This is a genomic window from Serratia sp. YWN4 (assembly GCF_055790845.1).
Map to the genome: position 1 here is coordinate 1,624,635 of NZ_CM147696.1, position 24,763 is coordinate 1,649,397.

The 24,763-nt window shown below is 55.7% G+C and carries 20 protein-coding genes; 11 read left to right on the top strand and 9 right to left on the bottom strand.

Annotated elements, in window-relative coordinates:
- The first annotated feature begins 1 nt into the window (after position 1).
- Entirely contained in the window at positions 2-454 is a 453-nt protein-coding gene (gene moaE, locus ACX9GT_RS07665) for a molybdopterin synthase catalytic subunit MoaE (protein WP_473190521.1), read from the top strand.
- 125 nt (positions 455-579) lie between these two features.
- Entirely contained in the window at positions 580-1,287 is a 708-nt protein-coding gene (locus tag ACX9GT_RS07670; RefSeq protein WP_459399368.1) for a Bax inhibitor-1/YccA family protein, read from the top strand.
- A 52-nt stretch (positions 1,288-1,339) separates the two neighbouring features.
- On the opposite strand, the gene ACX9GT_RS07675 is transcribed toward ACX9GT_RS07670, so the two are convergent.
- From ACX9GT_RS07675 to ACX9GT_RS07695, 5 genes are read right to left on the bottom strand one after another with little or no spacing between them, the layout of a single operon-like run.
- The gene (locus ACX9GT_RS07675; protein ID WP_473190522.1) at positions 1,340-2,446 is read right to left on the bottom strand and encodes an ABC transporter permease; all 1,107 of its coding nucleotides are present in this window, start codon (positions 2,444-2,446) and stop codon (positions 1,340-1,342) included.
- 9 nt (positions 2,447-2,455) lie between these two features.
- Positions 2,456-3,592 carry an ABC transporter permease gene (locus ACX9GT_RS07680; protein ID WP_473190523.1) on the bottom strand — a complete coding sequence of 379 codons (1,137 nt, stop codon included), beginning with the start codon at positions 3,590-3,592 and terminating at the stop codon, positions 2,456-2,458.
- Positions 3,589-5,358, bottom strand: coding sequence for an ATP-binding cassette domain-containing protein (locus tag ACX9GT_RS07685; RefSeq protein WP_473190524.1), 1,770 nt, complete (start codon positions 5,356-5,358; stop codon positions 3,589-3,591). The genes ACX9GT_RS07680 and ACX9GT_RS07685 overlap by 4 nt, the downstream gene beginning before the upstream one ends.
- 9 nt (positions 5,359-5,367) lie before the next feature.
- Positions 5,368-6,351, bottom strand: a complete 984-nt coding sequence (hlyD, locus tag ACX9GT_RS07690; RefSeq protein WP_473190525.1) for a secretion protein HlyD — start codon at positions 6,349-6,351, stop codon at positions 5,368-5,370.
- 36 nt (positions 6,352-6,387) lie between these two features.
- On the bottom strand, positions 6,388-7,086 hold the full coding sequence (locus ACX9GT_RS07695; RefSeq protein ID WP_473190526.1) for a transcriptional regulator: 699 nt from the start codon (positions 7,084-7,086) through the stop codon (positions 6,388-6,390).
- A 304-nt stretch (positions 7,087-7,390) separates the two neighbouring features.
- Here ACX9GT_RS07695 and rhlE point away from each other — a divergent pair, with 304 nt between their 5' ends.
- Together rhlE and dusC are read left to right on the top strand one after the other, a co-directional pair.
- On the top strand, positions 7,391-8,755 hold the full coding sequence (rhlE, locus tag ACX9GT_RS07700) for an ATP-dependent RNA helicase RhlE (protein ID WP_473190527.1): 1,365 nt from the start codon (positions 7,391-7,393) through the stop codon (positions 8,753-8,755).
- Between the two features lie 164 nt (positions 8,756-8,919).
- Positions 8,920-9,855 (top strand): tRNA dihydrouridine(16) synthase DusC, encoded by a 936-nt coding sequence (gene dusC, locus ACX9GT_RS07705; RefSeq protein ID WP_473190528.1) that lies wholly within the window; start codon positions 8,920-8,922, stop codon positions 9,853-9,855.
- 5 nt (positions 9,856-9,860) lie between these two features.
- On the opposite strand, the gene ACX9GT_RS07710 is transcribed toward dusC, so the two are convergent.
- The 3 genes from ACX9GT_RS07710 to ACX9GT_RS07720 form a co-directional block, all read right to left on the bottom strand.
- Complete coding sequence (locus ACX9GT_RS07710; RefSeq protein ID WP_473190529.1) at positions 9,861-10,925, bottom strand: AraC family transcriptional regulator; 1,065 nt, start codon at positions 10,923-10,925, stop codon at positions 9,861-9,863.
- A gap of 89 nt (positions 10,926-11,014) precedes the next feature.
- Positions 11,015-13,696, bottom strand: coding sequence for a glycoside hydrolase family 3 protein (locus tag ACX9GT_RS07715; RefSeq protein WP_473190530.1), 2,682 nt, complete (start codon positions 13,694-13,696; stop codon positions 11,015-11,017).
- 269 nt (positions 13,697-13,965) lie between these two features.
- The gene (locus ACX9GT_RS07720) at positions 13,966-14,727 is read right to left on the bottom strand and encodes an arylamine N-acetyltransferase family protein (RefSeq protein WP_473190531.1); all 762 of its coding nucleotides are present in this window, start codon (positions 14,725-14,727) and stop codon (positions 13,966-13,968) included.
- A 333-nt stretch (positions 14,728-15,060) separates the two neighbouring features.
- Between ACX9GT_RS07720 and ACX9GT_RS07725 the strand changes: the two genes are divergently transcribed.
- The 5 genes from ACX9GT_RS07725 (at position 15,061) to ACX9GT_RS07745 (ending at position 22,070) form a co-directional block, all read left to right on the top strand.
- Positions 15,061-15,213, top strand: a complete 153-nt coding sequence (locus tag ACX9GT_RS07725) for a hypothetical protein (protein WP_473190532.1) — start codon at positions 15,061-15,063, stop codon at positions 15,211-15,213.
- A gap of 116 nt (positions 15,214-15,329) precedes the next feature.
- Positions 15,330-16,898: a group II intron reverse transcriptase/maturase gene (ltrA, locus tag ACX9GT_RS07730; protein WP_473190533.1), complete on the top strand. Its 1,569-nt coding sequence runs from the start codon at positions 15,330-15,332 to the stop codon at positions 16,896-16,898.
- A 273-nt stretch (positions 16,899-17,171) separates the two neighbouring features.
- Complete coding sequence (locus tag ACX9GT_RS07735) at positions 17,172-18,260, top strand: efflux RND transporter periplasmic adaptor subunit (protein ID WP_473191532.1); 1,089 nt, start codon at positions 17,172-17,174, stop codon at positions 18,258-18,260.
- Between the two features lie 10 nt (positions 18,261-18,270).
- Positions 18,271-21,375, top strand: a complete 3,105-nt coding sequence (locus tag ACX9GT_RS07740) for an efflux RND transporter permease subunit (protein ID WP_473190534.1) — start codon at positions 18,271-18,273, stop codon at positions 21,373-21,375.
- A 71-nt stretch (positions 21,376-21,446) separates the two neighbouring features.
- Positions 21,447-22,070, top strand: a complete 624-nt coding sequence (locus tag ACX9GT_RS07745; RefSeq protein ID WP_473191533.1) for a LysE family translocator — start codon at positions 21,447-21,449, stop codon at positions 22,068-22,070.
- Position 22,071: 1 nt separating this feature from the next.
- Here the strand turns inward: ACX9GT_RS07745 and ACX9GT_RS07750 are convergent, their stop codons facing one another.
- On the bottom strand, positions 22,072-22,635 hold the full coding sequence (locus ACX9GT_RS07750) for a DedA family protein (protein ID WP_473190535.1): 564 nt from the start codon (positions 22,633-22,635) through the stop codon (positions 22,072-22,074).
- Positions 22,636-22,762: 127 nt separating this feature from the next.
- Here ACX9GT_RS07750 and ACX9GT_RS07755 point away from each other — a divergent pair, with 127 nt between their 5' ends.
- Together ACX9GT_RS07755 and ACX9GT_RS07760 are read left to right on the top strand one after the other, a co-directional pair.
- The gene (locus ACX9GT_RS07755) at positions 22,763-24,082 is read left to right on the top strand and encodes a sensor histidine kinase (RefSeq protein WP_473190536.1); all 1,320 of its coding nucleotides are present in this window, start codon (positions 22,763-22,765) and stop codon (positions 24,080-24,082) included.
- Positions 24,082-24,702, top strand: coding sequence for a response regulator transcription factor (locus ACX9GT_RS07760; protein ID WP_473190537.1), 621 nt, complete (start codon positions 24,082-24,084; stop codon positions 24,700-24,702). Before ACX9GT_RS07755 ends, ACX9GT_RS07760 begins: the two co-directional genes overlap by 1 nt.
- Positions 24,703-24,763 lie beyond the last annotated feature (61 nt).

A 24,763-nucleotide genomic window follows, 5' to 3' on the forward strand; every position in this document is an offset into this window, starting at 1 on the left:
CGTGGAAAATACCCGTATCCGCGTCGGCGCTGCCCCGTTTAGCGTTGGCGAAGAGTACCCATGGCTGGCGCAGTGTGACGACGACGGCGCGGTAGTCACCTTCACCGGCAAAGTGCGTAACCATAATCTGGGGGATGGCGTCAGCGCCTTGTCGCTGGAGCACTATCCGGGCATGACCGAAAAAGCGCTGGCAGAGATTGTGGCCGAAGCGCGTGCCCGTTGGCCGTTGCAGCGGGTCACGGTGATCCACCGCGTCGGCGATCTGTTCCCTGGCGATGAGATTGTGTTTGTCGGCGTCACCAGCGGGCACCGTAGCCAAGCGTTTGAAGCCGCACAGTTCATCATGGATTACCTGAAAACCCGCGCGCCATTCTGGAAGCGCGAAGCCACGGAACAAGGGGAGCGTTGGGTCGAAGCCCGCGATACCGATCGGCAAGCGGCAAAACGCTGGTAAATCCCGCATCAACAGCGGAAATAAATCAATACCTTTGCCGGTTCCGCATAACGTTTTCTGTGATACGCTTATTACTGGCAGGGGTGTTTCCCCAAAACTTAGTTCACATGTAAAAGGTAACCGTCATGGACCGATATCCACGTAATGGTTCGATCGTCGAGCGTGCCAACAGCGGCATTCAGGCTTATATGGCGCAGGTTTATGGCTGGATGACCTGTGGCTTGCTGTTGACCGCTTTTGTGGCCTGGTATGCTTCACAAAGTGAAGCGATCATGTCTTTTATTTTCTCCAGCAACATTACTTTCTTCGGCCTGATTATCGCTCAGTTAGGGCTGGTGTTTGTGATTTCCGGTATGGTGAACCGCCTTAGCGGCACTGTGGCTACCGGGCTGTTTATGCTCTATTCAGCGTTAACCGGGCTTACTCTATCCAGTATCCTGTTGGTTTATACTGGCGCGTCGATCGCCAGCACCTTTGTGGTAACCGCCGGGATGTTTGGTGCCATGAGCCTGTACGGCTACACCACCAAGCGCGATCTGAGCGGCCTTGGCAGTATGCTGTTTATGGGCTTGATCGGCATTGTGCTGGCGTCGCTGGTGAACATCTGGCTGAAAAGCCCGGCGCTGACCTGGGCGATTACCTATATCGGCGTGGTGGTGTTTGTCGGCCTGACGGCGTATGACACGCAAAAACTGAAAGCCCTGGGCGAGCAGTTGAATGCTGATGACCGAGATGGCTTCCGTAAATACGCCATCGTAGGCGCGCTAACGCTGTATCTTGACTTCATCAACCTGTTCCTGATGTTGCTGCGTATTCTGGGCAACCGCCGCTAATACCCGTCGTCTTTCAAGCCGCAGCGTGGTTAGCTGCGGCTTGAACCCTCTGTTAAGCAATCTTCCTTCTAAACATCGCATAAGCCGCGCTGCCGGTAGTGGCGGTGATCGCCAGCAATGGCCACAGGCTGTGCCAGATGATGCTGAAGCTGGCATCTTTGAGGTAGATTTGCTTGGTAATATCGGTGAAGTGACGAATAGGATTCGCCCAGGTGAGGTGCTGCAACCACACTGGCATATTCTCTACCGGTGAAACATAGCCGGAGAGCAGGATCGCCGGCATCATAAATACGAACACGCCGATAAACGCCTGCTGCTGAGTGGCGCACAATGACGAAATCAGCAGCCCGAATCCCACCAGCGAAAGCCCGTAAATCAGCATGGTGGCGTAGAACAGCAACAGCGAACCGGCAAACGGGATCTGATAGGCAAAGATACCGATAAACAGCACGATCGAAGCCTGAAAAGTGGCGACCACCAGCGCGGGCACCGCTTTACCGATAAAGATCTGCCAGGTGGTCAGCGGCGACACCAGCAACTGCTCCAGCGTGCCTTGCTCACGTTCACGCGCTACCGAAAGCGAAGTGACAATCATCACGCCGATGGTGGTGATCATCGCAATCAACGAAGGCACCACGAACCATTTGTAATCCAGATTCGGGTTATACCAGTTGCGCACTACCAGCTCACTGTTATTGGGCTTGGCGCGCCCGCCGATCAGCTCGTTCTGATAATCCTGCACAATCTGCTGCACATAGTTGGCGGCGATCTGCGCGCTGTTGGAGTTGCGGCCATCGAGGATCAACTGCAACGCTGCCGTATTACCGCTGGCGATATCGCGCGAAAAGTTGGCCGGAAAGCGGATTAGCAGCAGCGCTTTCTGGTTATCGATGGTGGTTTTGATCTCCTGCGGGCTGCGCAGCAGCAAGACGTGCGAAAACGCTTTGGCTTTGGCAAAGCGCTGGGTCAGCTCGATCGATGCCTGGCCGCTGTCCTCGCTGTACACCGCAATGGTGGCATTGGTCACTTCCAGCGTGGCGGCGAACGGGAACAACAGCACCTGTAAGATCACCGGCATCACCAGAATGGCGCGGGTTTGCGGATCGCGCAGCAGCGACTGCATTTCTTTGACGATCAGTGTCCAGAGACGGTGAAACATATTCTCTCCTCAATCCAGTCGTCGCGGGGTTTTCCAGGCCGTCAGGCCGATAAACACCACCGCTGAAGCGATCAGAAACAGCAGGTTAACCAGCAGAACGCTGCCGATATTGCCCGCCAGAAACAGCGTTTGCAGCGTGCTGACAAAATATCGCGCCGGAATGATATAGGTCACCGCGCGCACCACGGCGGGCATGCTGTCGATCTGGAAAATAAAGCCGGAAAGCATAATCGAAGGCAGAAAAGCGGCGTTCAGCGCCACCATTGCCGCGTTGAACTGGTTGCGGGTGATGGTGGAAATCAGCAGCCCCATACCGAGCGTGCTGGCCAGGAACAGGCTGCTGATGACAAACAGGATCAGCAATGAACCCCGGTAGGGCACGCCGAGCACAAACACCGCAACCACCATGCACAGCACCATGGCGATCATGCCGAGGAAGTAGTAAGGCACCAGCTTGGAGAGCAGCAGTTCGCTGCGCGTCACCTGAGTGGACAGCAGTGCTTCCATGGTGCCGCGTTCCCATTCACGGGCGATCACCAGCGAAGTCAGAATCGCGCCAATCACCGTCATAATGATGGTGATCGCCCCAGGGATAATAAAGTGCCTGCTGATCGCCGCCGGGTTAAACCAGTAACGCATCTGCACCTCGATCAGCGGTTTATCTTCCCGCCCCCCATCGCTGGAGCGCTGCTGTTGCCAGATCTGCCAAACCCCCTGGGTATAACCCTGCACAAAGTTGGCGGTATTGGGTTCGCTGCCGTCGGTAATCACCTGCAATGGTGCGCGATCGGACGGCCGTGCCATATGTTCGGCGAAGTCGTTCGGGATCACCACCAGCCCACGGATGCTGCCCGCCTGCATCATTTGCATCAGCTGCTGGCGGTTATCGCTGATGGTCGGTTGAATATAGGGCGAACCGGCAAAGGCGTTGGCCAGATCGCGGGCTTCTTCACTGTGCTGTTCCAGCAGGATCCCCAGGCGCAGTTTGCTGGAGTCCAGATTGATGCCGTAACCGAAGATAAACAGCAACATCAGCGGGATGACGAAGGCGATCAGGCCGCTGCTCGGATCGCGCAGGATTTGCCGCGTTTCTTTCAGGCACAGCGCGCGCAGGCGCCGCCAGGAAAAGCCGCTGTTATCGCTCATAAGGTTTCCTCCCGATCGTAACCCTGTACCAGCTCGATAAACGCCTGTTCCATTGAAGGATTGGGATTTTCAGCACTGGCAACCTGCTGTTTGAGATCGTCCGGCGTACCGGCGGCGATAATCTTGCCGCGATACACCAGCCCGATGCGATCGCAGTATTCCGCCTCATCCATAAAGTGGGTGGTGACCATCACCGTGACGCCTTTATCCACCATGCCGTTGATATGCAGCCAGAACTCACGCCGGGTGAGGGGATCAACTCCCGAGGTGGGCTCATCAAGAAACAGAATATCCGGCTCATGCATCAGCGCGCAGGCCAGCGCCAGCCGCTGTTTGAAACCGAGCGGCAGCGAGTCCGGCGCTTGGTTGAGGATCGGGCCGAAGTTGAAGGCGGTGGACATCTCGTGGATTTTGTCGCGCTGCGCTTTGCCGCTCAGACCATATACGCCGGAGAAAAACTTCAGGTTCTGCGCCACCGTCAGGTTGCCGTACAGCGAGAACTTCTGCGCCATATAGCCCAGGTGCTGGCGCGCTTTGCCGGAGCTGGTTTTCAGATCCATCCCCAGCACCAGCGCTTTGCCATCGCTTGGCACCAGCAAGCCGCACATCATCTTGAAGGTGGTGGATTTACCGGCCCCGTTGGGCCCAAGCAGGCCGAAGATTTCACCCCGTTGCACCTTGAAATCCACATGGTCGGTCGCGGCAAAATGACCGAACCTTTTGGTTAACCCCTGTGCTTCAATCACCGTTTCCGCGCTATCGCCCGCCACGGTGGGCATGATTTCCGCGCTATCGCCCGCCACGGTGGGCATGATTTCCGCCAATGCCGACTTGCTGTTTGGCCCGCCGCCGAGCAGATCGATAAACGCATCCTCAAAACGCGGATCTGCTTCAGTCAGTTCGGCAGTGGGTAGCTCCAGCTCGCGTAATATCTGCTGGTGGTCTTCTCCCGGTTTCAGGATCAAGCGCAGATACTTGCCCTGAATCACGCCATCGCTGACGGTAGGCAGGCAGATCGCCCGTTGCAGCAGCGCACGGTGGCTGCCAGCCGGAACCTCGATCAGCACGGTGCGCCCGGCCATGCGTTGGGTAAGCTCCTGCGGCGCGCCGCTGAACAATAATTCGCCCTCGTTCATCAGCAGCACTTCGCGGCACTGTTCGGCTTCGTCCAGATACGAGGTGCTCCACAGGATCAGCATGCCGTCGTTGGCCAGTTCATGCACCATGCGCCACAGTTCGCGGCGCGAAATCGGGTCGACCCCAACGCCGGGCTCGTCCAGTAACAATACCTGCGGTTGGCCGAGCAGGGTACAGGCCAGCCCGAGTTTCTGCTTCATGCCGCCGGAAAGTTTGCCCGCCAAGCGTTCGGTAAAACGGGTCAGATCGGTAAAGGTCAGCAGCCGTTCGAAGGTTTGTTTGCGCAGATCGCCGGTGACGCCGCGCAGGTCGGCGTACAGCGTCAGGTTTTCCATCACCGTCAGGTCTTCATACAGGCCGAATTTCTGCGGCATGTAGCCGAGAATGGCGTGCAGTTGGCGATCTTGAACGATCGGATCCAGCCCGGCGACGCGCAGTTGGCCACTGCTGGGTTTCAGCAATCCGGCCAGCATGCGTAACAGGGTGGTTTTGCCCGCGCCGTCGGGGCCGACCAACCCGGTGACCGCGCCGCTGCGCAACGTAGTCGTCAGGCTGGCAACCGCCGGTTTGGCGAGTGACGGGAAGCACTTCTCCAGCGCCACCAGTTCAATGGTATGTGCCTGTTCCATCACCCTTCCTTACGGCTGTGTGAAACGGAGGGTGACCGGCATGCCTTGGCGTAATGCATCGTCGGCATCGGTGACAATCACCCGCAGGCGATAAACCAGATCGGTACGCAAATCCGGCGTTTCGACGCTTTTCGGGGTAAATTCGGCCGTCGGTGAAACAAAACCAATCTTGCCGTGATAAGGCTTGCCGGGGCGGCTGTCGGTATAAATGCTCAGTTCCGTCCCTGGAACCGCTTTGCCTAGGCTAGCTTCATTGATATAGGCGCGTACCCACACTGGTTGGGTCAGCGACAGGGTAAATACCGTGCTGCCTGCGCCGAGCATGGTGCCGGGCTCAACCGCACGCGTTAGCACGGTGCCAGCGGAGGGGGAAATCAGCGTGGTGTCTTGCAGATTCAACTGCGCCTGTGCCAGCACCGCTTCGCTTTGTGCCAGATTGGCTTTGGCTTCGGCGATTTCTTGCGGGCGGTTGCCGCTCAGGTATTGCGCCAGTTTATCTTTTGCCGCTTGCAGGTTGGCCTGCGCCTGATTGCGTAGGGTACGGGCGTCTTCCAACGCATCGGCGGAAGTGGCCTTTTTCGCCCACAAACCCTGCTGCCGCTGGAGGAAGCTATCGGCATAGTTGAAGGCCGAGAGGCGCTGCGCCACTTCTGAGCGCACCTGGGCGATCTCTTCATCACGATAACCGGCCTGCAACAGCGCCAGCTTAGCGGTAGCGCTGGCGACGTTGGCCTGTGCCTGCTGCAACGCATTAAGGTTAGGGGCATCATCCAGTTTGCCGAGCAGTTGCCCCGGCTGCACGCTGTCCCCTTCGTCAACCGCCAGCGTGGCGAGCCGCCCGTCGACGCGGAAGCCCAGATTCACCGTGCGAATATCCACGTTACCGTACAGCGTCAGCGGTTTTTCCTGCTGCTGTTGGTAATGCCAGATGCCGTAGGCGGCGGTAATTAACAGGATAACGATGCCAATAATGCCAATTCTTTTCTTGTTCATAATGCTTCCTGCCGGTTGCAGTGTGAAAGAAGGGATCTATGCGCCGTAACGCTGGCGCAGCCCGTTAACCAGAATCTCGATATGCTCTGCCAGCACGGCGCTGATTTGTGCGGCTTCTTCGCTGCCAATCTGCTGCCAGCCCGCCTGACGGCGCACGGTTTCACGCCCGACGCGGAACGACAGCACCTCGCCAATCAGCGCATGAGTGTGCAACACAATCTTGGTCGATTGCGCATCGAGGCCGGTATAGCCCGCCAGCAAACGGCATAGCATCTGGTGCAAGGGCGCAATTACCTGCCGGTGGATCAGCGGATAGGCGTCGGTGGGGGAAAGCTGTTCGCGCGACATGATCTTGCTCATGTTGAGCGTCTGTGGCTGAGTCATTAACTCACTGAAGTCCAGCAAGCCACGCTTGAGGTGGTAGAGATACCGCTCCGGCGGGCGCTGTGGCGCAGGCAGCAGCCAAAAATCTTCGACTTCCTGGCTCTGCGTGCGGAAGGTTTGCTGAATAAAATCGGCGATCCACTGTGCAACCGCCAGATACAAGCCCTCTTTCGAGTTGAAATAATAGGTGATGGCAGCGATGTTCTGCCCGGCGCGCTGGGCGATTTCCCGCGTTGTGGCTCCCAGAAGGCCGTATTCGCCGAACACTTCAATGGCGGCTGCGAGCAATTGTTGGCGCGCCTGTTCACCGCGTGCCCGGCTGGGCGTGTGCTGATGTTCTGTTGATGGCATGACTGACTCACAAAAGTTAATCATATGATTGATTAACTTTAGGCCCGGAAGTACGAAATGTAAACAACAGCTTGGGCTCATTATCGGATCGCGGGCTCTTATTACGCAAAATTGCTTTTTTTTGTTTGATTTCTGTTACAATCAGCCGCTTGGTGCACTGCAGTTTGTGCCAATCCCTCGTGGTATGCCGAGGTTGTGCCGCAAACAGAAACGCGAGCGCCGCCTTATGCCCCGTCTGATCATCCTCCCAGGAAACTGCACCGAACATTGTTAGGTTAGGGGGGATCTGGAGTTTTTCTCTACTATGTCATTTGAAAACCTCGGCTTAAGTGCCGAAATTCTGCGCGCTGTTGAAGAACAGGGCTATCGCGAACCTACGCCAATTCAACGTCAGGCAATCCCTGTGGTATTGGCAGGCCGTGACCTGATGGCCAGCGCCCAGACCGGTACTGGTAAAACCGCTGGTTTTACCCTGCCGCTGTTGCAATTGCTGAGCAAGCATGACCACCCGATCAAAGGCCGCCGCCCGGTACGGGCGCTGATCCTGACGCCAACCCGCGAGTTGGCTGCACAGATCGGCGAAAACGTCGAATCCTACAGTAAACACCTGCGCTTGCGTTCACTGGTGGTGTTTGGCGGCGTGAGCATCAATCCGCAGATGATGAAGCTGCGCGGCGGCGTCGATATTCTGGTGGCAACACCGGGTCGCTTGCTGGATCTGGAACATCAGAACGCGGTCGATCTGTCCAAAATTGAAATTCTGGTGCTGGATGAAGCAGACCGCATGCTGGATATGGGCTTTATCCATGATATCCGCCGTGTGCTGTCCAAGCTGCCAGCGAAGCGCCAGAACCTGCTGTTTTCTGCCACCTTCTCCGATGAGATCAAAGGGCTGGCCAGCAAACTGCTGCACAACCCGGCGTCGGTGGAAGTGGCTCGCCGCAACACCGCTTCCGAGCAGATCGAGCAGAGCGTTCACTTTGTGGATAAAAAGCGCAAGCGTGAACTGCTTTCCCAGATGATTGGCGAAGGTGATTGGAAGCAGGTGCTGGTATTTAACCGTACCAAGCATGGCGCGAACCATCTGGCTGAACAGCTGAATAAAGATGGCATTACCGCCGCGGCTATCCATGGCAACAAAAGCCAAGGGGCGCGTACTCGTGCGCTGGCCGACTTTAAAGACGGCAAAATCCGCGTGCTGGTTGCCACCGATATCGCCGCGCGCGGTCTGGATATCGATCAGTTGCCGCACGTGGTGAACTACGAGCTGCCAAACGTGCCGGAAGATTACGTGCACCGCATTGGTCGTACCGGCCGTGCCGAATGCACCGGTGAAGCGATCTCGCTGGTGTGCGTGGATGAACACAAACTGCTGCGCGACATCGAACGCCTGCTGAAGCGTGAAATCCCACGCATTGCCCTGCCGGGTTATGAGCCGGATCCGTCGATCAAGGCGGAGCCGATCATCAACGGGCGTCAGGGCGGTGGCCGTGGTGCGCCACATGGCAACGGCGGTGGTCAGCGTGCGGGTCACGGTGGGCAACGCAGCGGCAATGGCGGCGGTCAACGCGAAAATCGCGGTGGCGGCAGCGCCCGCCCGCAGGGTGATGGCAAACCGCGTTCCGGTGCTCCTGCGCGCCGTCCGCGTAGCCGCAAGCCGGGCGAATAAGCTACTCCAACGCAATATCAGGCCGCCAAATTTCTGGCGGCTTTTTTACGCCTGCCAGAAGGCCATAATATTACGTAAGCCGGGTTAGGTTTTTATCGGCTCGCGGCTTGTCTGGTGCGGCCTTTCGCCCGTATCATTGCGCGTCTTTTTCAGCAGGAGTTGGCATGCGCGTATTTTTAGCTCCGATGGAGGGGGTTCTCGACTCTCTGGTGCGGGAATTGCTCACCGAGGTGAATGATTACGATCTCTGCATCACCGAATTCCTGCGCGTGGTCGATCAACTGTTGCCCGCAAAATCCTTCTATCGTCTCTGCCCCGAGCTTGAACAGGCCAGCCGCACACCCTCTGGCACGTTGGTGCGGGTTCAATTATTGGGCCAGTATCCACAATGGCTGGCGGAAAATGCCGCTCGTGCCGTAGAACTGGGGTCGTATGGCGTCGATCTGAACTGTGGTTGCCCTTCAAGGCACGTTAACGGCAGCGGCGGTGGTGCCACCTTGCTGAAAGATCCTGAACTGATTTACCAAGGGGCCAAAGCGATGCGCGCCGCGGTGCCCGCCCATTTACCGGTTTCGGTTAAAGTGCGCTTGGGGTGGGATTCGAGCAGCCGCAGTTTTGAAATCGCTGACGCGGTGCAACAGGCCGGAGCCACCGAGCTGGCAGTGCATGGGCGCACCAAAGTGGATGGTTATCAGGCCGATCGCATCAACTGGCCCGCTATCGGTGAGATCCGCCAGCGGCTGTCTATTCCGGTGATCGCCAACGGTGAAATCTGGGATTACCAGAGCGCGCAGGACTGTATGCAGGTGACCGGTTGCGATGCGGTGATGCTGGGGCGCGGTGCGCTGAACCTGCCTAACCTGAGCCGGATGGTGAAATACAATGAACCGCGCCTGCCGTGGCCGCAGGTGGTGCAGCTGCTGCAAAAATATATCCATCTGGAAAAGCAGGGCGATACCGGTTTGTATCACGTGGCGCGCATCAAACAGTGGCTGAGCTATCTGCGTAAAGAGTATCAGGAAGCCAGCGCGCTGTTTACCGAGGTCCGCGTGCTGAAAACCTCGGGCGAGATCGCGCGGGCGATTAACCGGGCGAACTGATCGGCTTACCCTTGATCATAAACGGCGAACCCATTGCGGTAGCGCAGCGGCGAAACGTTCATCTTGTTACGGAAGAAGCGGCTGAAGGCGGCCTGAGAGGAAAAGCCGAGCAGTTCGCTGATATCGCTGAGGGTAAGGTTACGCTGTTGCAGCAGGCGGCAAGCCTCTTCCATTTTGGTCTGCTGTGCCAACTCGGTAAAATTCTGGCCTTCGTGCAGCAATTTACGTTGCAGCGTCCAGCGCGGTATCGACATCTTCTGGCAAATCAGCGAGATCTCATTGGCCGGATTGGGTTGGTGCGATATTGGATTCTGGTAATGCGCTCTGAGGCAGTTTTTCACCTGCATAGTGAGTGGGGCAGCGTTGCTGCTCAGGGTGTTGATCTCGCTATCGGCGGCTTTCTGGATAGTTTCAAACAGTTTACGGTTATAAAAATCATAAGGCCTGTCTATATGTTGCTTGCTGAAAGTGAGGGTGTTGCGTGCGGCACTCATCTGGCAACTGAAACCCAACAGCGCTGACAGGTGCTGAGATTGCCTTGCGCTGGAGCAGGCACCTTTCAGCGTAACCTGAATCGAAGCGTAAGTTTGCCGATCGTAGTGGCCGATGAGTTCCGCCAGAATAATAAAATTGCCCAATGGTGATGCCAGCGAAGCGCTCAGTATTTCGGGGCCGCTGTTGAGGTATTCCAGCATCAGTTGCTCATCATTTTCATAGACCTGAATATGATCGGTCTGCCCAATGATATCGCGGTATTTCAGGTAGTTTGCCACCCCTTGGCGCAGGCTGCCGCTGTTGGTCAACAGCGAAGACAGGGTGCCCCAGGAGCGGAAAATATCCGTTAGGGCGAAATCCGGTTGATAGTTGTTAAACAGGAATTCACGCTTTTCTTCCACCAGAATCATCAGGCGATAGTGCTGCGCCGCAGAAACCCGGCTATCTGATTGGGTTAGCTCATAGGGGGAGATCCCGGTGCGGTGATGGATCAAGGCTGCGGGTACGTCTAGCTGTTGCAGAAAGGAAAACAGAGTTCGGGAAACAATATTGGAAACCGTTTTGCTGTTATTCATGCTGTTATCCCGCGATCCATGGCAAGGGAGGGAGTGAAATACCCGAGGGTATTTCACTCTTATCACCAACCTACACGCTGAGCAAGCGCCTATTTAGCAACCTGAATTTGTGCAATTTCCTCTACGCTGCTGGCAGACGAACCCAGATACACGGCGCGCTGGCCGCTGGCAACCTGCCATTGTGCGGTGTTGATATCCCAATAAGACAACGCGCGTTTTGCGATCGGTATCGTCACCTTGGTGGATTCCCCGGCGGCCAGTTTCACTTTGCTGAACCCGGCCAACGCTTTTTTCGCCATCGGCACCGCTGGGGTGGCTGGGGCACCTAAGTAAACCTGTGGAACATCCACACCGGCGGTTGCCCCGGTATTGGTGACCGAGAAACTGACGCTATAGCCGTCTGCGGTGGCGGTCACGGTCGGTTCACTGTAGGAGAACTGGGTGTAAGACAAGCCATGGCCGAACGCGAAACGCGGGGCGACGCTGTGTTGATCGTACCAGCGATAGCCAACAAATATCCCCTCTTCGTAAGTCACCGTGCCGTCTACGCCAGGGAAACTTTGCGGCTCGTTGGCTGGGGTATAGTCTGCCAGCTTGAACGGTATCGAGATCGGCAAGCGCCCGCCCGGCGATGCCTGACCGAACAGGATCTCCGCCGTAGCATCGGCCCCTTCCTGGCCGGGATACCACATGTTCAGCAGCGCAGCAGGCTTGTGCGCACCATCCAGCCAAGGCATCTCAATGGATGAACCGACGTTTAGTACCACCACCGTATTCGGGTTGGCTTCTACCACCGCCTGGATCAGGGCATCCTGATCTTCGGGGAGGTTGAGCGACTCAATCAGGTCTTTCCCTTCGTTGCCTTCGGTATAGGCAAATAGCACCACGTTTGAGGCTTTTTTGGCGGCGTTGACGGCATCGTCAAACCGCTGCTGCTTCAGCTCCGGGGTCATCCAGGCCAGCCTGAAACTGGTGGGTTTCAGCGGATCGGCCAGATCGGTGGCAAAGTCACTGCCAACGCCTGGGATGGCGGTGATGGTAATCGGCTGTGGCACGCCTGCCTCAAGGTGGATTTTATAACCCGCCCATTGCAGCCCATCGCGGGTGGAGATCAGCGAGATATCGGCAAAAGAAATCGAACTGCTGTCGGCAATGCCGATCTGCGGATTGCCATTCTGATCGCCAGTATCGATTTTCAGGCTGGCACCGCCATTTTTCACCTGAATCTTCAGTTCATAATCGCCAGTGGTTGGTGCCGTCAGGTTACCGGACCAGGTGATCACTTGTTTACCGTTGGGGGCCAATGGGTTGAGATTGGCGGTGGTGAAATCGAGCGCGTTGTCGACTGCGCCATCATTTCTCAGCAGCCCAGGTTGCCCATCGTGGCTTAGTGCGGATGCCGGGATGGCGATGCCGTCGAGATCCACGCCGGGTTGATAGCTGACCTGCCCGCTAGCAAGCCGTTCCTCAATCGAGGCGAGCGGTGCTTTCATATTCAGCGGCTTAACGCGCGAACTGCCACCGCCGCCATAGTTGAGGCTGGCTGCCGTTTGGCCAATCACGGCCAGCGATGTGATGCTTTTGGCCTGTAGCGGCAGTGCGTTGTTGTCGTTGACCAACAACACCGCCCCATCAATCGCGGTTTCTTTGGCAATAACGCTGTTCTGATCTTTCAACTGATCGATGGTTTTCTTGGCTGGAGGCGTGCCATCCAGCAAATGGAACTTATCCATCTGGGTCAGAATGCGGTATACCGCTTTATCGACGGTAGCGACCGGCATCTCCTTATTCTGTACGGCATCAATCAGCAGGGTGCCGAACATGTTGCCCCCTGGCATTTCCATATCCAGACCGGCGCTCAGCGGGGCTGGCGTCAGCGCTTCCAGGCCTTGTAACCCCGGCAGCACGGCGGCGTACCAATCCGTCATCACAAAGCCATCGTATTTCCACTGAGTGCGCAGAATATCCGTCAGCAGCGTCTTGTTGGCGCAGGCGTAATCGCTGTTTTTGCCGTCGATGGCCAGGCGGTTATAGGAGCACATAAAGGAGGCGACACCGGCATTAACCCCCTGTTCAAAGGCTGGCAGATAAATCTCGCGCATCGTGCGTTCATCAACAATGGTGTTGATGGTCATACGATCCGTTTCCTGATTGTTGGCCGCAAAGTGCTTAATGGTGGCCATCACTCCTTGATCCTGAATACCGGTAATCTCTGCGCTGGCCATTGCTCCGGCCAGCAGCGGGTCTTCACCGAAGGTTTCAAAGTTACGCCCGCCCCCCGGAATTCTGACGATATTGACCATCGGGGCCAGCAGCACATCCTGATCGATCGCGCGGGCTTCTGCGCCGATGGCCGCGCCGTATTGCTTGGCAAGCTCTGGGTTAAAACTGGCGGCAAGCGAGACAGGAGCAGGCATCGCGGTGGTCAAGCCTTTGGTGTAGCGTGCTCCCGCAGGGCCATCGGTGAGCCGTAACGGTGGGATATTGAGCCGGGGCACGCCAGGAATAAAGCCGACGTTGGCTTTGTTTTCCGGGTCGCCAAAGTCCGACATATCAAAGCCTTTAACCAATCCGTGCAGGAAAGAGGTTTTCTCTTCCAAGGTCATTTGCGCCAGCAAGCGCTCAATTTTATCGCCGTTTTGCTGGTTACTGGCGTTGTTGGAACCGTTGTCGCATCCAGCGAGGGTTAATGCAGAGAAACAGAGTAGCCCAGAGAGGAGTTTCAGCGTTTTTTTATCCGGGTGATTCATGCAGTTAATTGGTTTTTTCATATTTCTTTCCATGAATTCAGATGGGTAGGGTGAGGTAAAAAACCAGAGTATCCGAGGACTAATCTATATTTTTCGGGCATCAAAATATTACCCACGAAGAACGTTTTTTTAACTTGATAATACAGTTTGGCTTAAATTTGACTGCGGTCACACCAGAGGTGAAACAGGCGGGATCCTGGAATGGATGAGGGTAAAAGTGTTGTATAGCAGAGTATTACAGCGGCGTGGCGCGGTTATCTACGGCTTGCTGGGTTCAACAACGCTTATGCTTACCTTGCCCATTCAATAGCAAAATACTGTCTCAATGCTTCCCGGCGTTCTTCTTCGGAATGCAGCGTGGATTCCTTTCGGCGATGATTTTCCGTAATGATCAACTTTGAATCGCTGAGGGTGATGCGTCCTTGTTCCGTTGGGCGTGAGCAGACCAGTTTCTGGGTAAAGTGTGACTGCGGCGAAGTGTAGTGGTAGTGACACATGGCGTTAAAATCTTCCGCTGCCCGTGGTTGCAGCGTGAAGCGATAAAGCGTTTTGGCGCGTGAGCGCTGGTCACCATGGCGGCGTTCCAGACAGTAATAATCCCCTGTCAACTCAAGGCTGAAGGTGCCGCTGACTTGGGGTTGTTGCTCGGTGGTGGTGATTTTCAGTGGGGTGAGGAAAGAATCGCCAAACCCGACATCCACCAGATAGGGCTGATCCAGTTGCACAATCAGCGCCATATGGTCAAACGCTGGGCCGAAAGAACCCTCTCTGGCACGGACTTCACCGGAAATAAACTGCACCTTGAAACCGATCTGCTCCAGCAGCAGGGCAAATATCCGGTTCAGTTCGTAACAGAATCCCCCGCGATGATGTTCAACGATTTTGCTGAACAAGGCGTTTTCTTCCAGATGAATTCCCTGACGATAAATGATGCTCAGATTCTCAAACGGAACGGCCAGCATATGGCAGCGGTGTAAGGCTTGCAGCGTTGGGAGATCGACCTGCGGAACCCCGGTGAAGTGAAGATGTTGTAGGTAACGTTGTATATCCACAGGAATTCTCGCTGAACGGGAAATTTTGCATAAATTAGCGGGAATTAAGGCGGAAATGGGAGCAATACGTGCTGCATCGGCAAGCAAAGGGGAGCCACTCGTGCGACCTGAAAAGTCGTTAAAATTTCCGTTTCACAGAGAAGTTAGCCTGATGAAACCGGCTGCTCCATCAGCCGTTCCCTACCCAGACATGCAGAGCCGGTAACAGCTAGGTGTGAAGCTCTGGGGACAACGTAGCCGCCGATATTCGGTACACCGAACCGTGAGGATAGGTGGAATCTGCCAGCACGAAGGCGGAGAGGAGCAAGGGATGAACAGGTACGATCAACATATGTGAACTTCCGTTTAATTGCCGTTATTCCTGACAAGCCAAACGTGCTGAGAGGCTTGAACCAAAATGGTATGCAGTCGGGTATGGCCCTGGAGTGGTGGGACATCATGGACAATATGGCTGCCGGCAATCAGGAAGGATCCGACCTGCTCTGAAAGATTAACGAAACAGGGTAAGCCCATAGCACTGCCATCTGATGGCAGGCAAACCGTAAGGAGCGCTGTTGGTGTTGTGGGTAAAGGAGTGCGGAGAAAGCGAAGGCCTGACTGTAATGGTCAGGATACAGGTTGAAAGATTACCTGACGCGAAAGCGGGCCTACTTCCGCATGGTTATTCATGGCGAGAAAACTTTGACCAATCGTTATATGAGGAAAAGCAGATGACGGAAAAGGTAGCGAAAGCGCCTTATGCTGGTGCATCCTCTCACGAATCGGGGTTGTGGGAACAGGCTAACTGGGCTCGAATTCAGATGGAAGTGCAACGACTTCAGGTGCGTATCGCCAAGGCAACGCAGGAAAGTCGATGGGGCAAAGTCAATGCTTTGCAACGTCTACTGACCCGCTCGTATTGTGGCAAGATGCTTGCCGTAAGACGTGTAACTGAGAATAAAGGCAAAAGAACTCCGGGGGTCGATGGCAAAATATGGTCCACTCCCGGAGCCAGATGGAAGGGAATGTTGTCGCTACGGCATCGCGGTTACAAAGCAATGCCGTTACGCAGAATATATATTCCCAAGAGTAACGGTAAGAAGCGACCGCTGGGTATCCCGTGTATGCGGTGTCGTGCCATGCAGGCATTATGGAAGCTGGCATTGGAACCCATATCCGAAACTCTGGCGGATCCGAACTCCTATGGTTTTCGGCCCTATCGTTCAACTGCTGATGCTATCGGGAAATGTTTCAATGTACTTTGCCGGAAAATCTCGGCGGAATGGGTACTTGAAGGCGATATTCGTGGCTGTTTCGACAATTTCAGCCATGAGTGGATACTGAAACATATACCAATGGATAAAGCTGTTTTACGTAAGTGGCTTCAGGCCGGATATATTGATAAAGGAACCCTGTATGAGACGCGGGCGGGAACACCACAGGGCGGAATTATTTCCCCTGTGATAGCCAACATGGTATTGGATGGTCTGGAATCTACGGTTAAAGCCTTCTCAGGTCTGTCCCGAAGATCGCAAAAGAAATTCAAGATCCATGTAGTCCGCTATGCTGATGATTTCGTGGTAACCTGCGCATCAAAGGGAATGCTCGAAGAGCAAATACTCCCGGCGATCCGCCACTTTCTGACGGCTCGCGGTCTGGAACTGTCGGAAGAGAAAACCCGGATTACACATATCGCGGCAGGGTTCGATTTTCTGGGGCAAAATGTACGAAGGTACAAAGATAAACTTCTGATCAAACCTTCAAAGCGAAGTATCAGCGAAGTTTGCGCAAAGCTCAGGAAAATAATTAAAGAATGTGCGCATGTCACTCAAGATCAGTTGATTCGGAGGCTCAACCCGATAATACGGGGCTGGGGGATGTATCACCGACATATAGTGGCTAAAGCGACGTTCTCATCAATAGACTCTTACATTTGGCACAGACTCTGGCGGTGGGCAAGATACAGACATTCCACCAAAGGGTTGCGATGGATAAAGAATCGGTATTTCCGGGTTGGAAGATATCGCTCGTGGATTTTTAGTACGAAGCCGACCAGCGATGTTCGAATGAGAGAACTTTTCAGGATGGCATCTATTCCGATCAAGAGGCACACCAGAATACGGAGTGCCGCTAATCCTTTCGACAAGGATTGGGAACCCTACTTAGCTCGTCGCAATATTGCCAACACTTGAGTTAGGTTGCCCGGTGCCAGTTAACGGTGCTGAGGAATGGCTTGAGCCGTATGCGGAGTGATCCGCACGTACGGTTCTTAGGGGGCGGTGGCGTAGTAATACGCTGCTGCTACCCGACATTTACCCAGCGGCGCACCGTGGTCATCAAAAGCTGCATCAGTAACTGCTTGAGAATGATATGAGTTTCAAGGGATGAACTATAATTTTAAGCAATTCAGGTTCGTCACTCATTGATAAGTGGCCCGTATGATTAAACTTTGTGCCCGTCGTTTTATGCTGTTATTGCTGCTGCCCGCCGCTGCGTCGGTGCTGGCGGCTCCCCTTCCTGCCGTTACCGTCGCTGTGATCGAACAACGCCAGCCTGAGCGGGCGCTGCATTATCTGGGGCGGATTGAGTCGATCCAGGCAGTGGACGTGATGACCCGGACCGAAGGGTTTATCGCCAAACGGCTGTTTACCGAAGGGCAGATGGTGAAGGCGGGAGAATTACTGTATGAGATCGAGCCTTCATTGCACCACTCTGCCGTGGCCCAGGCCCAGGCGCAACTGGACAGCGCCACCGCCACCGCTCGCCTGGCGCAGGTGAACCTGAACCGTTTGCAGCAGTTAGGTAATAACCGCGCGGTGAGCAAAGCCGATGTTGATGCTGCCGTGGCGCAGCGTGATACCTCCCAAGCCGCCGTCGCGCAGGCGCGGGCGATGCTCAATGCGCAGCAGTTACAGCTCAGCTATACCCGTATCGAAGCGCCGATCGCCGGGCGTATCGGCCACAGCCGTTTTCACGTTGGCAGCCTGATCAACGCCAGCAGTGGCTCGTTGGTGAATATCGTTCAGCTTGATCCGATCCGTGTGGCGATCGCCGTGAATGAGCGCGACTACATCACCGCCGTCTACCAGCGCAAGAGCGGAGAGGGCAAGTTTGCCGAGGGTAATATCGCCATACGTCTTACACTGGCAAATGGCAAATCTTACCCGGAGTTGGGCAGTTTTGAGTCGGTGGATAATCAGATTGATGCCCATACTGGCACCGTGACGCTACGCACCCGTTTTGCCAATCCTAATCATCTGTTGCTGCCGGGCGGGGTGGCAAACGTGATCCTGACGGCCACGCAGTCACAGCCGATCACGCTGGTGCCGATTGCGGCGCTTCAGCAGAACAAACAGGGCCACTTTGTGCTGGTGGTGACGCCCGACAATCTTGTCGAAGTTCGCCCGATTATTCTGGGTGAACAGCATCAGCAACAATATCAGGTGACTTCCGGGCTGCACGCCGGGGAACGGGTGATTATCGCCGGTGTGCAGCATGTCCGGCCAGGTATGCAGGTGAACGCCGTGCCCGCCAGCGCTGCTGCGCCACAATAAGGGGATGGTGATGCTGCATTTCTTTATTCGTCGCCCGAAATTCGCCATCGTGATTGCGTTGGTGATCACCCTGGTAGGGATGGTTTCTCTGCGGGTGATCCCGGTGGAGCAATACCCTGATATTACGCCGCCGGTGGTTTCTGTCAGCGCACTCTATCCCGGTGCCAGCGCGCGCGACGTGGCGCAGGCGGTGGCTTCGCCGATCGAGGCGCAGGTCAATGGCGTCAGCAATATGCTGTACATGGAGTCCAACAGTTCGAATAACGGCGGTTATCAACTCAGCATCACCTTTGCCAGCGGCACCGATCCGGATATGGCGGCGGTTGAAGTGCAGAACCGCATTTCGCAGGTGAGCGCCCAGTTACCAGCGGAAGTGAATAACAACGGGGTTTCGGTGCGTAAACGCGCCTCGAACCTGTTGCTGGGCGTCAGCGTGTTTTCCCCCAAAGGCAGCCTCGACACGCTGTTTCTGAGCAATTACACCAGTATCCAACTGCGCGATGCGTTGGCACGCATCAGCGGCGTAGGGGATGTGCAGGTATTTGGCGCACGTGATTACAGCATGCGGGTATGGCTCGATCCTCAACGGATGGAAGCGCGCAACATCAGCGTGCAGGAGATTGTGCAGGCGTTGCAGGAACAAAACGTGCAGGCCGCCGCGGGCCAGATCGGTGCAGCCCCGTCGCCCGCGCAACAGCAGCAAACCCTGACCGTCAGCGGGCAGGGGCGTTTGGCCGATCCGCAAGAGTTTGCCAGGGTGATTATCCGCAGCGGTGCCCACGGCGGTACGGTGCGGATAGGGGATGTGGCGCGTGTTGATCTAGGGGCGCAAAACTATCAGGTGAATGCCGCGACCAACCAGCTGGAATCGGCGTTTCTGGTGGTTTACCCCACGCCGGGGGCCAACGCGCTTAACGTCGCCAATGCGGTGCGGCAGGAAATGGCGCGGCTGTCGCACGCTTTTCCTGACGATATGAGCTACGAGATTAAATATGACTCCACCCGCCCGGTAACGGCGACGCTGCATGAAATTGCCATTTCGCTGGCGTTGACGCTGACCGTGGTGTTGCTGGTGGTCTACCTGTTCCTGCAAAGCCTGCGTGCTACGTTTATCGTGGCGCTGACGATCCCGGTTTCGCTGCTCGGTACGTTTGCCGTGCTGTACGCTTTCGGCTATTCCGCCAATACCCTGAGTTTGTTCGCCATTATTCTGGCGCTGACCATTGTGGTGGACGACGCCATCGTGGTGGTGGAAAACGTCGAGCGCCTGCTGGCGCAAGATGTGTCCCTTAGCCCGGCGGAGGCCACCCGCAAGGCGATCGGCCAGATTGCCGGGCCGATCGTGGCTACCACGCTGGTATTGATGGCGGTGTTTGTACCGATCGCCGTTCTGCCGGGGATTACCGGCGAGCTGTATCGCCAGTTTGCCGTTACGCTGTCGGCGGCGGTGATCCTCTCCAGCATCAATGCGCTGACGCTCTCCCCGGCGCTGTGCGCCACGCTGCTACGGCGGCGGGAACTGGCACAAAGCGGTCTGTTCGGCGGCTTTAACCGGGGAATGGATCGCCTACGCGATGGCTATGTGCGGCTGGCCGCGTTAGCCAGCAAGCGAGCGCTCACCAGCATCGCGGCGTTACTGGTGATCGGCTTGAGCACCTGGTATGGCTACAGCCGCTTGCCGACCTCGTTCCTGCCGGAGGAAGATCAGGGCTACTTCTTCGTTAACGTACAGTTGCCGGATGGCGCTTCCCTTGAGCGCACGCAGGCGGTGATGGATCAGATGCATCAGCAGGTGGCGCAGAACCCGGCGGTGGAAGATGTGATCAAGATCACCGGTTTCAGCCTGCTGAGCGGCGGCAACTCACCGAACGCCGGTTTTGCCATTGTGATGCTGAAGCCTTGGGGCCAGCGGGAGCACGCCGACCGGGTGTTGGCGGAGTTGCAGGGCAGGCTGGCGGCGATCCCATCGGCGATGATCATGGTGGTTAATCCACCGGCGATCGCCGGGTTGGGCAATGCCGCCGGTTTTGACCTGCGCATTTTGGCGCAGAGTGGGCAAACGCCGCAGCAGATGGCGCAGGTCAGCCAGGGGATTATTTTTGCCGCCAACCAGCGGCCAGAGCTGACGCGGGTGTTTACCACCTACAGCGCCGTGGTGCCTGAAATCAGCCTGGAGGTGGATCGTGAACGTGCGGCCCTGATGCAGGTGCCGGTCAGCCGTATCTTCCATACGCTGCAAATTTCGCTCGGTGGCCTGAACGTGGGGGATTTCGCCCTGAATAACCGTATGTTCAGGGTGCAACTGCAACAGGAGATGGATTTCCGCCAGCGCAGTGAGCAGATCAACCGCATCAACGTGCGCAGCGATTCCGGGGCGTTGGTCAGCCTGGGCAATCTGGTGCGGCTTACGCCCTCCGTTGGTGCGCCTTTTATTAACCAGTTCAACCAGTTCCCGTCGGTGGCGATCAATGGTTCAGCCGCAGCGGGCGTCAGCTCCGGGCAGGCGATGAAAGTGATGGAATCCCTGTTGGCAGAACAGTTGCCGCAAGGCTATGGCTACAGTTGGAGCGGCCTGTCCTGGCAGGAACAGCAGAGCGGTAATCAGGCTCTGTTGATCTATCTGGCGGCGCTGGTGTTCGCCTATCTGTTCCTGGTGGCGCAGTATGAAAGCTGGAGTATTCCGCTGGTAGTCATGCTGTCGGTGATTTTTGCCGTGGCGGGGGCGGTTGCCGGTTTACGACTGATGAGGTTCGCCAACGACGTTTACGCGCAGATTGGCCTGGTATTGCTGATTGGGTTGGCGGCCAAAAACGCTATTTTGATCGTCGAATTTGCCAAAGCACGGCGCGAAGAGGGGGCGAGTATTGCTGAAGCCGCGCAGGACGGTGCGCGGCAACGCTTTCGCGCGGTGATGATGACCGCGATCTCCTTTATCCTCGGGGTCATGCCGCTGGTGTTCGCCTCCGGTGCCGGGGCGATGAGCCGCCGGATCATCGGTACCACGGTGTTTGGCGGCATGCTGTTAGCGACGCTGGTGGGGATCTTCTTTATCCCCGCGCTGTACCTGCATATTCAGCGGTTACGCGAATGGGTGAAATCACGCTTCGCCCAGTGATGTTTTTCGTTGCTTTTGCTTTTACTGACGCGCAAATTTGAACCCTGGATGCCGTGGAGAACAGGGATATGATGAGCGAAACGATGTTGTCAGTATTGAGCATTACCGGCGCGATTACGCTGGGGGCGATGAGCCCAGGGCAAAGTTTTATTCTGGTGGCGCGCACCGCCGTGGCCTCGTCGCGCCGTGATGGGATGGCGGTGGCACTCGGCATGGGGATGGGGTGTTTTATCTTCGCGCTGATCGCTCTGTTGGGCTTACAGTCGCTGTTGCTGGCGCTGCCTTGGCTTTACACCACGCTGAAAATGCTGGGTGGTGCTTATCTGATCTATCTGGCGTTCAGGATGCTGCGTGGCGCCAGCCAGCCATTAACGGTGGAGACGGCTGGCGGGCCGCAGTTGGGCTTTCGCCGGGCATTTACCACCGGGTTGCTGACCCAGTTGGGCAACCCGAACACCGCCATCGTGTTCGGCAGCGTGTTTGCCGCGCTGCTCAGCCACACTATTTCTCCTGTGTTGTATATCGTGCTGCCGCTGATTGCCCTGACGGTTGATCTGCTGTGGTATGCCTTTGTGGCATTTGTGCTGTCATCGCCACGCCCGCGCCGTGTTTATCTGCGTTTCAAAGCCTGGTTTGATCGCTTGGGCGGCAGCGTTCTGGCGTTGCTGGGCTTGAAACTGATGTTCAACAAATAGCTTATGCCTGACGTTTGCGCCGCCACCAATAGCGTAGCAGCAGGATGGCGGCGATCACCAGCGCACAGAACAGCAGGCTGTAGAGCTTTTTGTCGTAACCACTGACGAAGCTGCCGATAGCCTGACCACCAAAATAGCCGAGCAGCACGAAGAGGGTGGCCCACAGGATCGCGCCGAGGATATTCAGCGGGATGAACAGCGAAGGCGGCAATTTGCTGGCCCCGATCAGCACCGGGCCGATAATGCGAAAGCCATACATAAAACGCACGCCGATCACGAACAGCATCGGGTGGCGGGCAATCAGCCGTTGTGCGCGCGCAATACGTTGCTGTTGATTCTTCAGGCGTGAAATGACCCGGCCACCAAAGTAGCGCCCGGCAAAATAGAGCAACTGATCGCCCAAGGTGCCGCCAAGTGCCACCACCGCAATCACCAGTGGTAAATGCAAAAACCCGTTGTGTGCCGCAATACCCCCCAGCAGCGTGATGGTTTCCCCTTCCAGCAGGCAGCCGATGAACAGCGCCCAGTAGCCATATTGCGTGATATAGTGGGCCAAATCCGTCATTTTATTCCTTATTGATTGCCACCAGGGGCTGATATTAAGCGTTCTTTGCGAGCCTGGCTGGATAATAGGGTCTTGAATCTCTTGGCTCGATATTAATAAATAAATTTAAGAATAACATGGAATTATTATGCTCAAGGTCGGTATCTGGTTGATTTTATCTTTACTCTCAGGCAGTGGGCTGGTTATTTATGCCTTGCAGCAGCAATATGAAGAGCAATCAATTGATTTTCGTATTTTACATCGCGATATCACGGTAAAACTCTCTCAGCATGAAACGATCCTGTCATTACTGTCCGTGACCAGCGATCCTTCGGTGATCCAGGAAAAGTTTCCCCAGATCCTGGCCTGGAAACCGCTGCGGTCTACAGCATCAAGCAATACTCTGTTGCCCGCCGGTAATGGCACTTATTGGCTCAATGCGCAGCACTTTGCGTTGCTGATCGATCTCAACGAGTTACTGGCGGAACTGCCGCAGAGCCACTATTTTCGACACGTTCGCCTAAGCTGGCAGAATGCACCGCTGGTCGAATTAGGCGGCACCTGGCAACCCGCTTATTGGCAGTGGGATAAAGAGGTGGCCAGCGCTTTGCAGCCTTTTGCACTCTCTGCCAGCAGCGAGCCTGACTGGGCGCGGTTACCTTGGCTACTGCTGCTGTTATCGTCACTCGGCTGGGCGGGGATCGTTTATTTTACCAGCCAGTACCGTGTGCAAAAACGCCAGCGCAATATTGCCGTTTTGCGTGAGCATTTCTCGGAATTGACCCGGCTTAATGCCATGGGGGAAATCACCACCGGTATTGTTCACGAACTGAACCAACCGTTAACGGCGATTCTGAGCTATAACCAGGCCGCGCTGCGCTTGCTGGATCAACAGCAGGCACACCAGGTACCACCGCTGTTGGATGCGGCCGTGATACAGATAAAACGCATCAGTGCATTGTTGTTGCAGTTCCGGCAAAAACTGACCCATGATCAGGTGGCTTTGCAAGCGGTTAATCTGGGTAAAATCTGGTTGCGCGTCACCATGTTGCTGGAAAACGAGATCCAAACTGGGAAGGTCAAAATCATCAACCGGATACCCGAAAATTTGCCCAACCTGCTGGCGGAGCCGCTGTGGATTGAGCAAATCCTCCATAACATCCTCACTAATGCCATGCAGGCGCAGCAGCACCAGGCGGCCGGGTCTTCCTGGGTGGCGATCGGCGCAACAGCTTCAGAGCAAGGCATTACGCTGGTGATTACGGACGGCGGGCCAGGGCTTTCCGAACAGGCGCTGCAACAGGTGTTTATGCCTTTTTTCACCACGCGCCCAGAGGGTTTAGGGCTAGGAATGGCGCTGGCCGAAACGCTAATTCAGCGCCTTCACGGCAGTATTAAAGCGGAGAATATTGCCGGGCAGGGTGCCTGTTTCACCCTGTGGTTCCCTTTTAACGCTCAGGAGGCGTGATGGAGCAGTTTATCTACCTGATTGATGACGATCAGGCCATCCGTTGTTCGCTCAGTTCATTATTGGCCACCATGGGTTGGCAAACCCTTGCGTATGAAAATGTGCTGGATTTTCAGCAACAGATGCAGGAGCCACAGGCCTTGTCGGGCTGTTTGCTGCTGGATATCCGCATGCCGGGTAAAAGCGGGCTGATGCTGCTGGAAGAGTGGCAACGGCAAGGGTTGGATATTCCCGTTATCATCATGACCGGCCACGGCAATATTGAACTGTGCCGTCGTGCTTTTAAAAATGGCGCTTTTGAGTTCCTGACCAAACCTATTGACGCGGATTTATTGATCGAAACGGTGAGCGCCGCCTTGGAACATCAGCGTTTATTAGAGAAACAACGCACAGAAAATACCGAATTAACAGACAGGCTCAGTACCCTGTCTGCGCGTGAATATGAAATAACCCTGCTTATTATGGCGGGTAAATCCAGCAAAGAAATTGCCAATGATTTAGCCCTTTCACCGCGTACCGTTGAAGCGCATCGCGCCAATCTGTTTGCCAAACTGGAGATTAATTCCTTGGTTAAATTGATTACTATTTATGGCGGGCTGCTGACTAAAGATACGGACTAGGTAAAAATACCTAGAAAGTTAGGTAATCGACCGAATTGTTTCCTCGCTCCAGGCTGGCTAT

Coding starts and splice junctions, on each gene's coding strand:
- ACX9GT_RS07670 (WP_459399368.1), top strand. CDS start 580: ATGGACCGATATCCACGTAATGGTTCGATCGTCGAGCGTGCCAACAGC.
- ACX9GT_RS07675 (WP_473190522.1), bottom strand. CDS start 2,446: ATGTTTCACCGTCTCTGGACACTGATCGTCAAAGAAATGCAGTCGCTG.
- ACX9GT_RS07680 (WP_473190523.1), bottom strand. CDS start 3,592: ATGAGCGATAACAGCGGCTTTTCCTGGCGGCGCCTGCGCGCGCTGTGC.
- ACX9GT_RS07685 (WP_473190524.1), bottom strand. CDS start 5,358: ATGGAACAGGCACATACCATTGAACTGGTGGCGCTGGAGAAGTGCTTC.
- hlyD (WP_473190525.1), bottom strand. CDS start 6,351: ATGAACAAGAAAAGAATTGGCATTATTGGCATCGTTATCCTGTTAATT.
- ACX9GT_RS07695 (WP_473190526.1), bottom strand. CDS start 7,086: ATGCCATCAACAGAACATCAGCACACGCCCAGCCGGGCACGCGGTGAA.
- rhlE (WP_473190527.1), top strand. CDS start 7,391: ATGTCATTTGAAAACCTCGGCTTAAGTGCCGAAATTCTGCGCGCTGTT.
- dusC (WP_473190528.1), top strand. CDS start 8,920: ATGCGCGTATTTTTAGCTCCGATGGAGGGGGTTCTCGACTCTCTGGTG.
- ACX9GT_RS07710 (WP_473190529.1), bottom strand. CDS start 10,925: ATGAATAACAGCAAAACGGTTTCCAATATTGTTTCCCGAACTCTGTTT.
- ACX9GT_RS07715 (WP_473190530.1), bottom strand. CDS start 13,696: ATGAAAAAACCAATTAACTGCATGAATCACCCGGATAAAAAAACGCTG.
- ltrA (WP_473190533.1), top strand. CDS start 15,330: ATGGTCAGGATACAGGTTGAAAGATTACCTGACGCGAAAGCGGGCCTA.
- ACX9GT_RS07735 (WP_473191532.1), top strand. CDS start 17,172: ATGCTGTTATTGCTGCTGCCCGCCGCTGCGTCGGTGCTGGCGGCTCCC.
- ACX9GT_RS07740 (WP_473190534.1), top strand. CDS start 18,271: ATGCTGCATTTCTTTATTCGTCGCCCGAAATTCGCCATCGTGATTGCG.
- ACX9GT_RS07745 (WP_473191533.1), top strand. CDS start 21,447: ATGAGCGAAACGATGTTGTCAGTATTGAGCATTACCGGCGCGATTACG.
- ACX9GT_RS07750 (WP_473190535.1), bottom strand. CDS start 22,635: ATGACGGATTTGGCCCACTATATCACGCAATATGGCTACTGGGCGCTG.
- ACX9GT_RS07755 (WP_473190536.1), top strand. CDS start 22,763: ATGCTCAAGGTCGGTATCTGGTTGATTTTATCTTTACTCTCAGGCAGT.
- ACX9GT_RS07760 (WP_473190537.1), top strand. CDS start 24,082: ATGGAGCAGTTTATCTACCTGATTGATGACGATCAGGCCATCCGTTGT.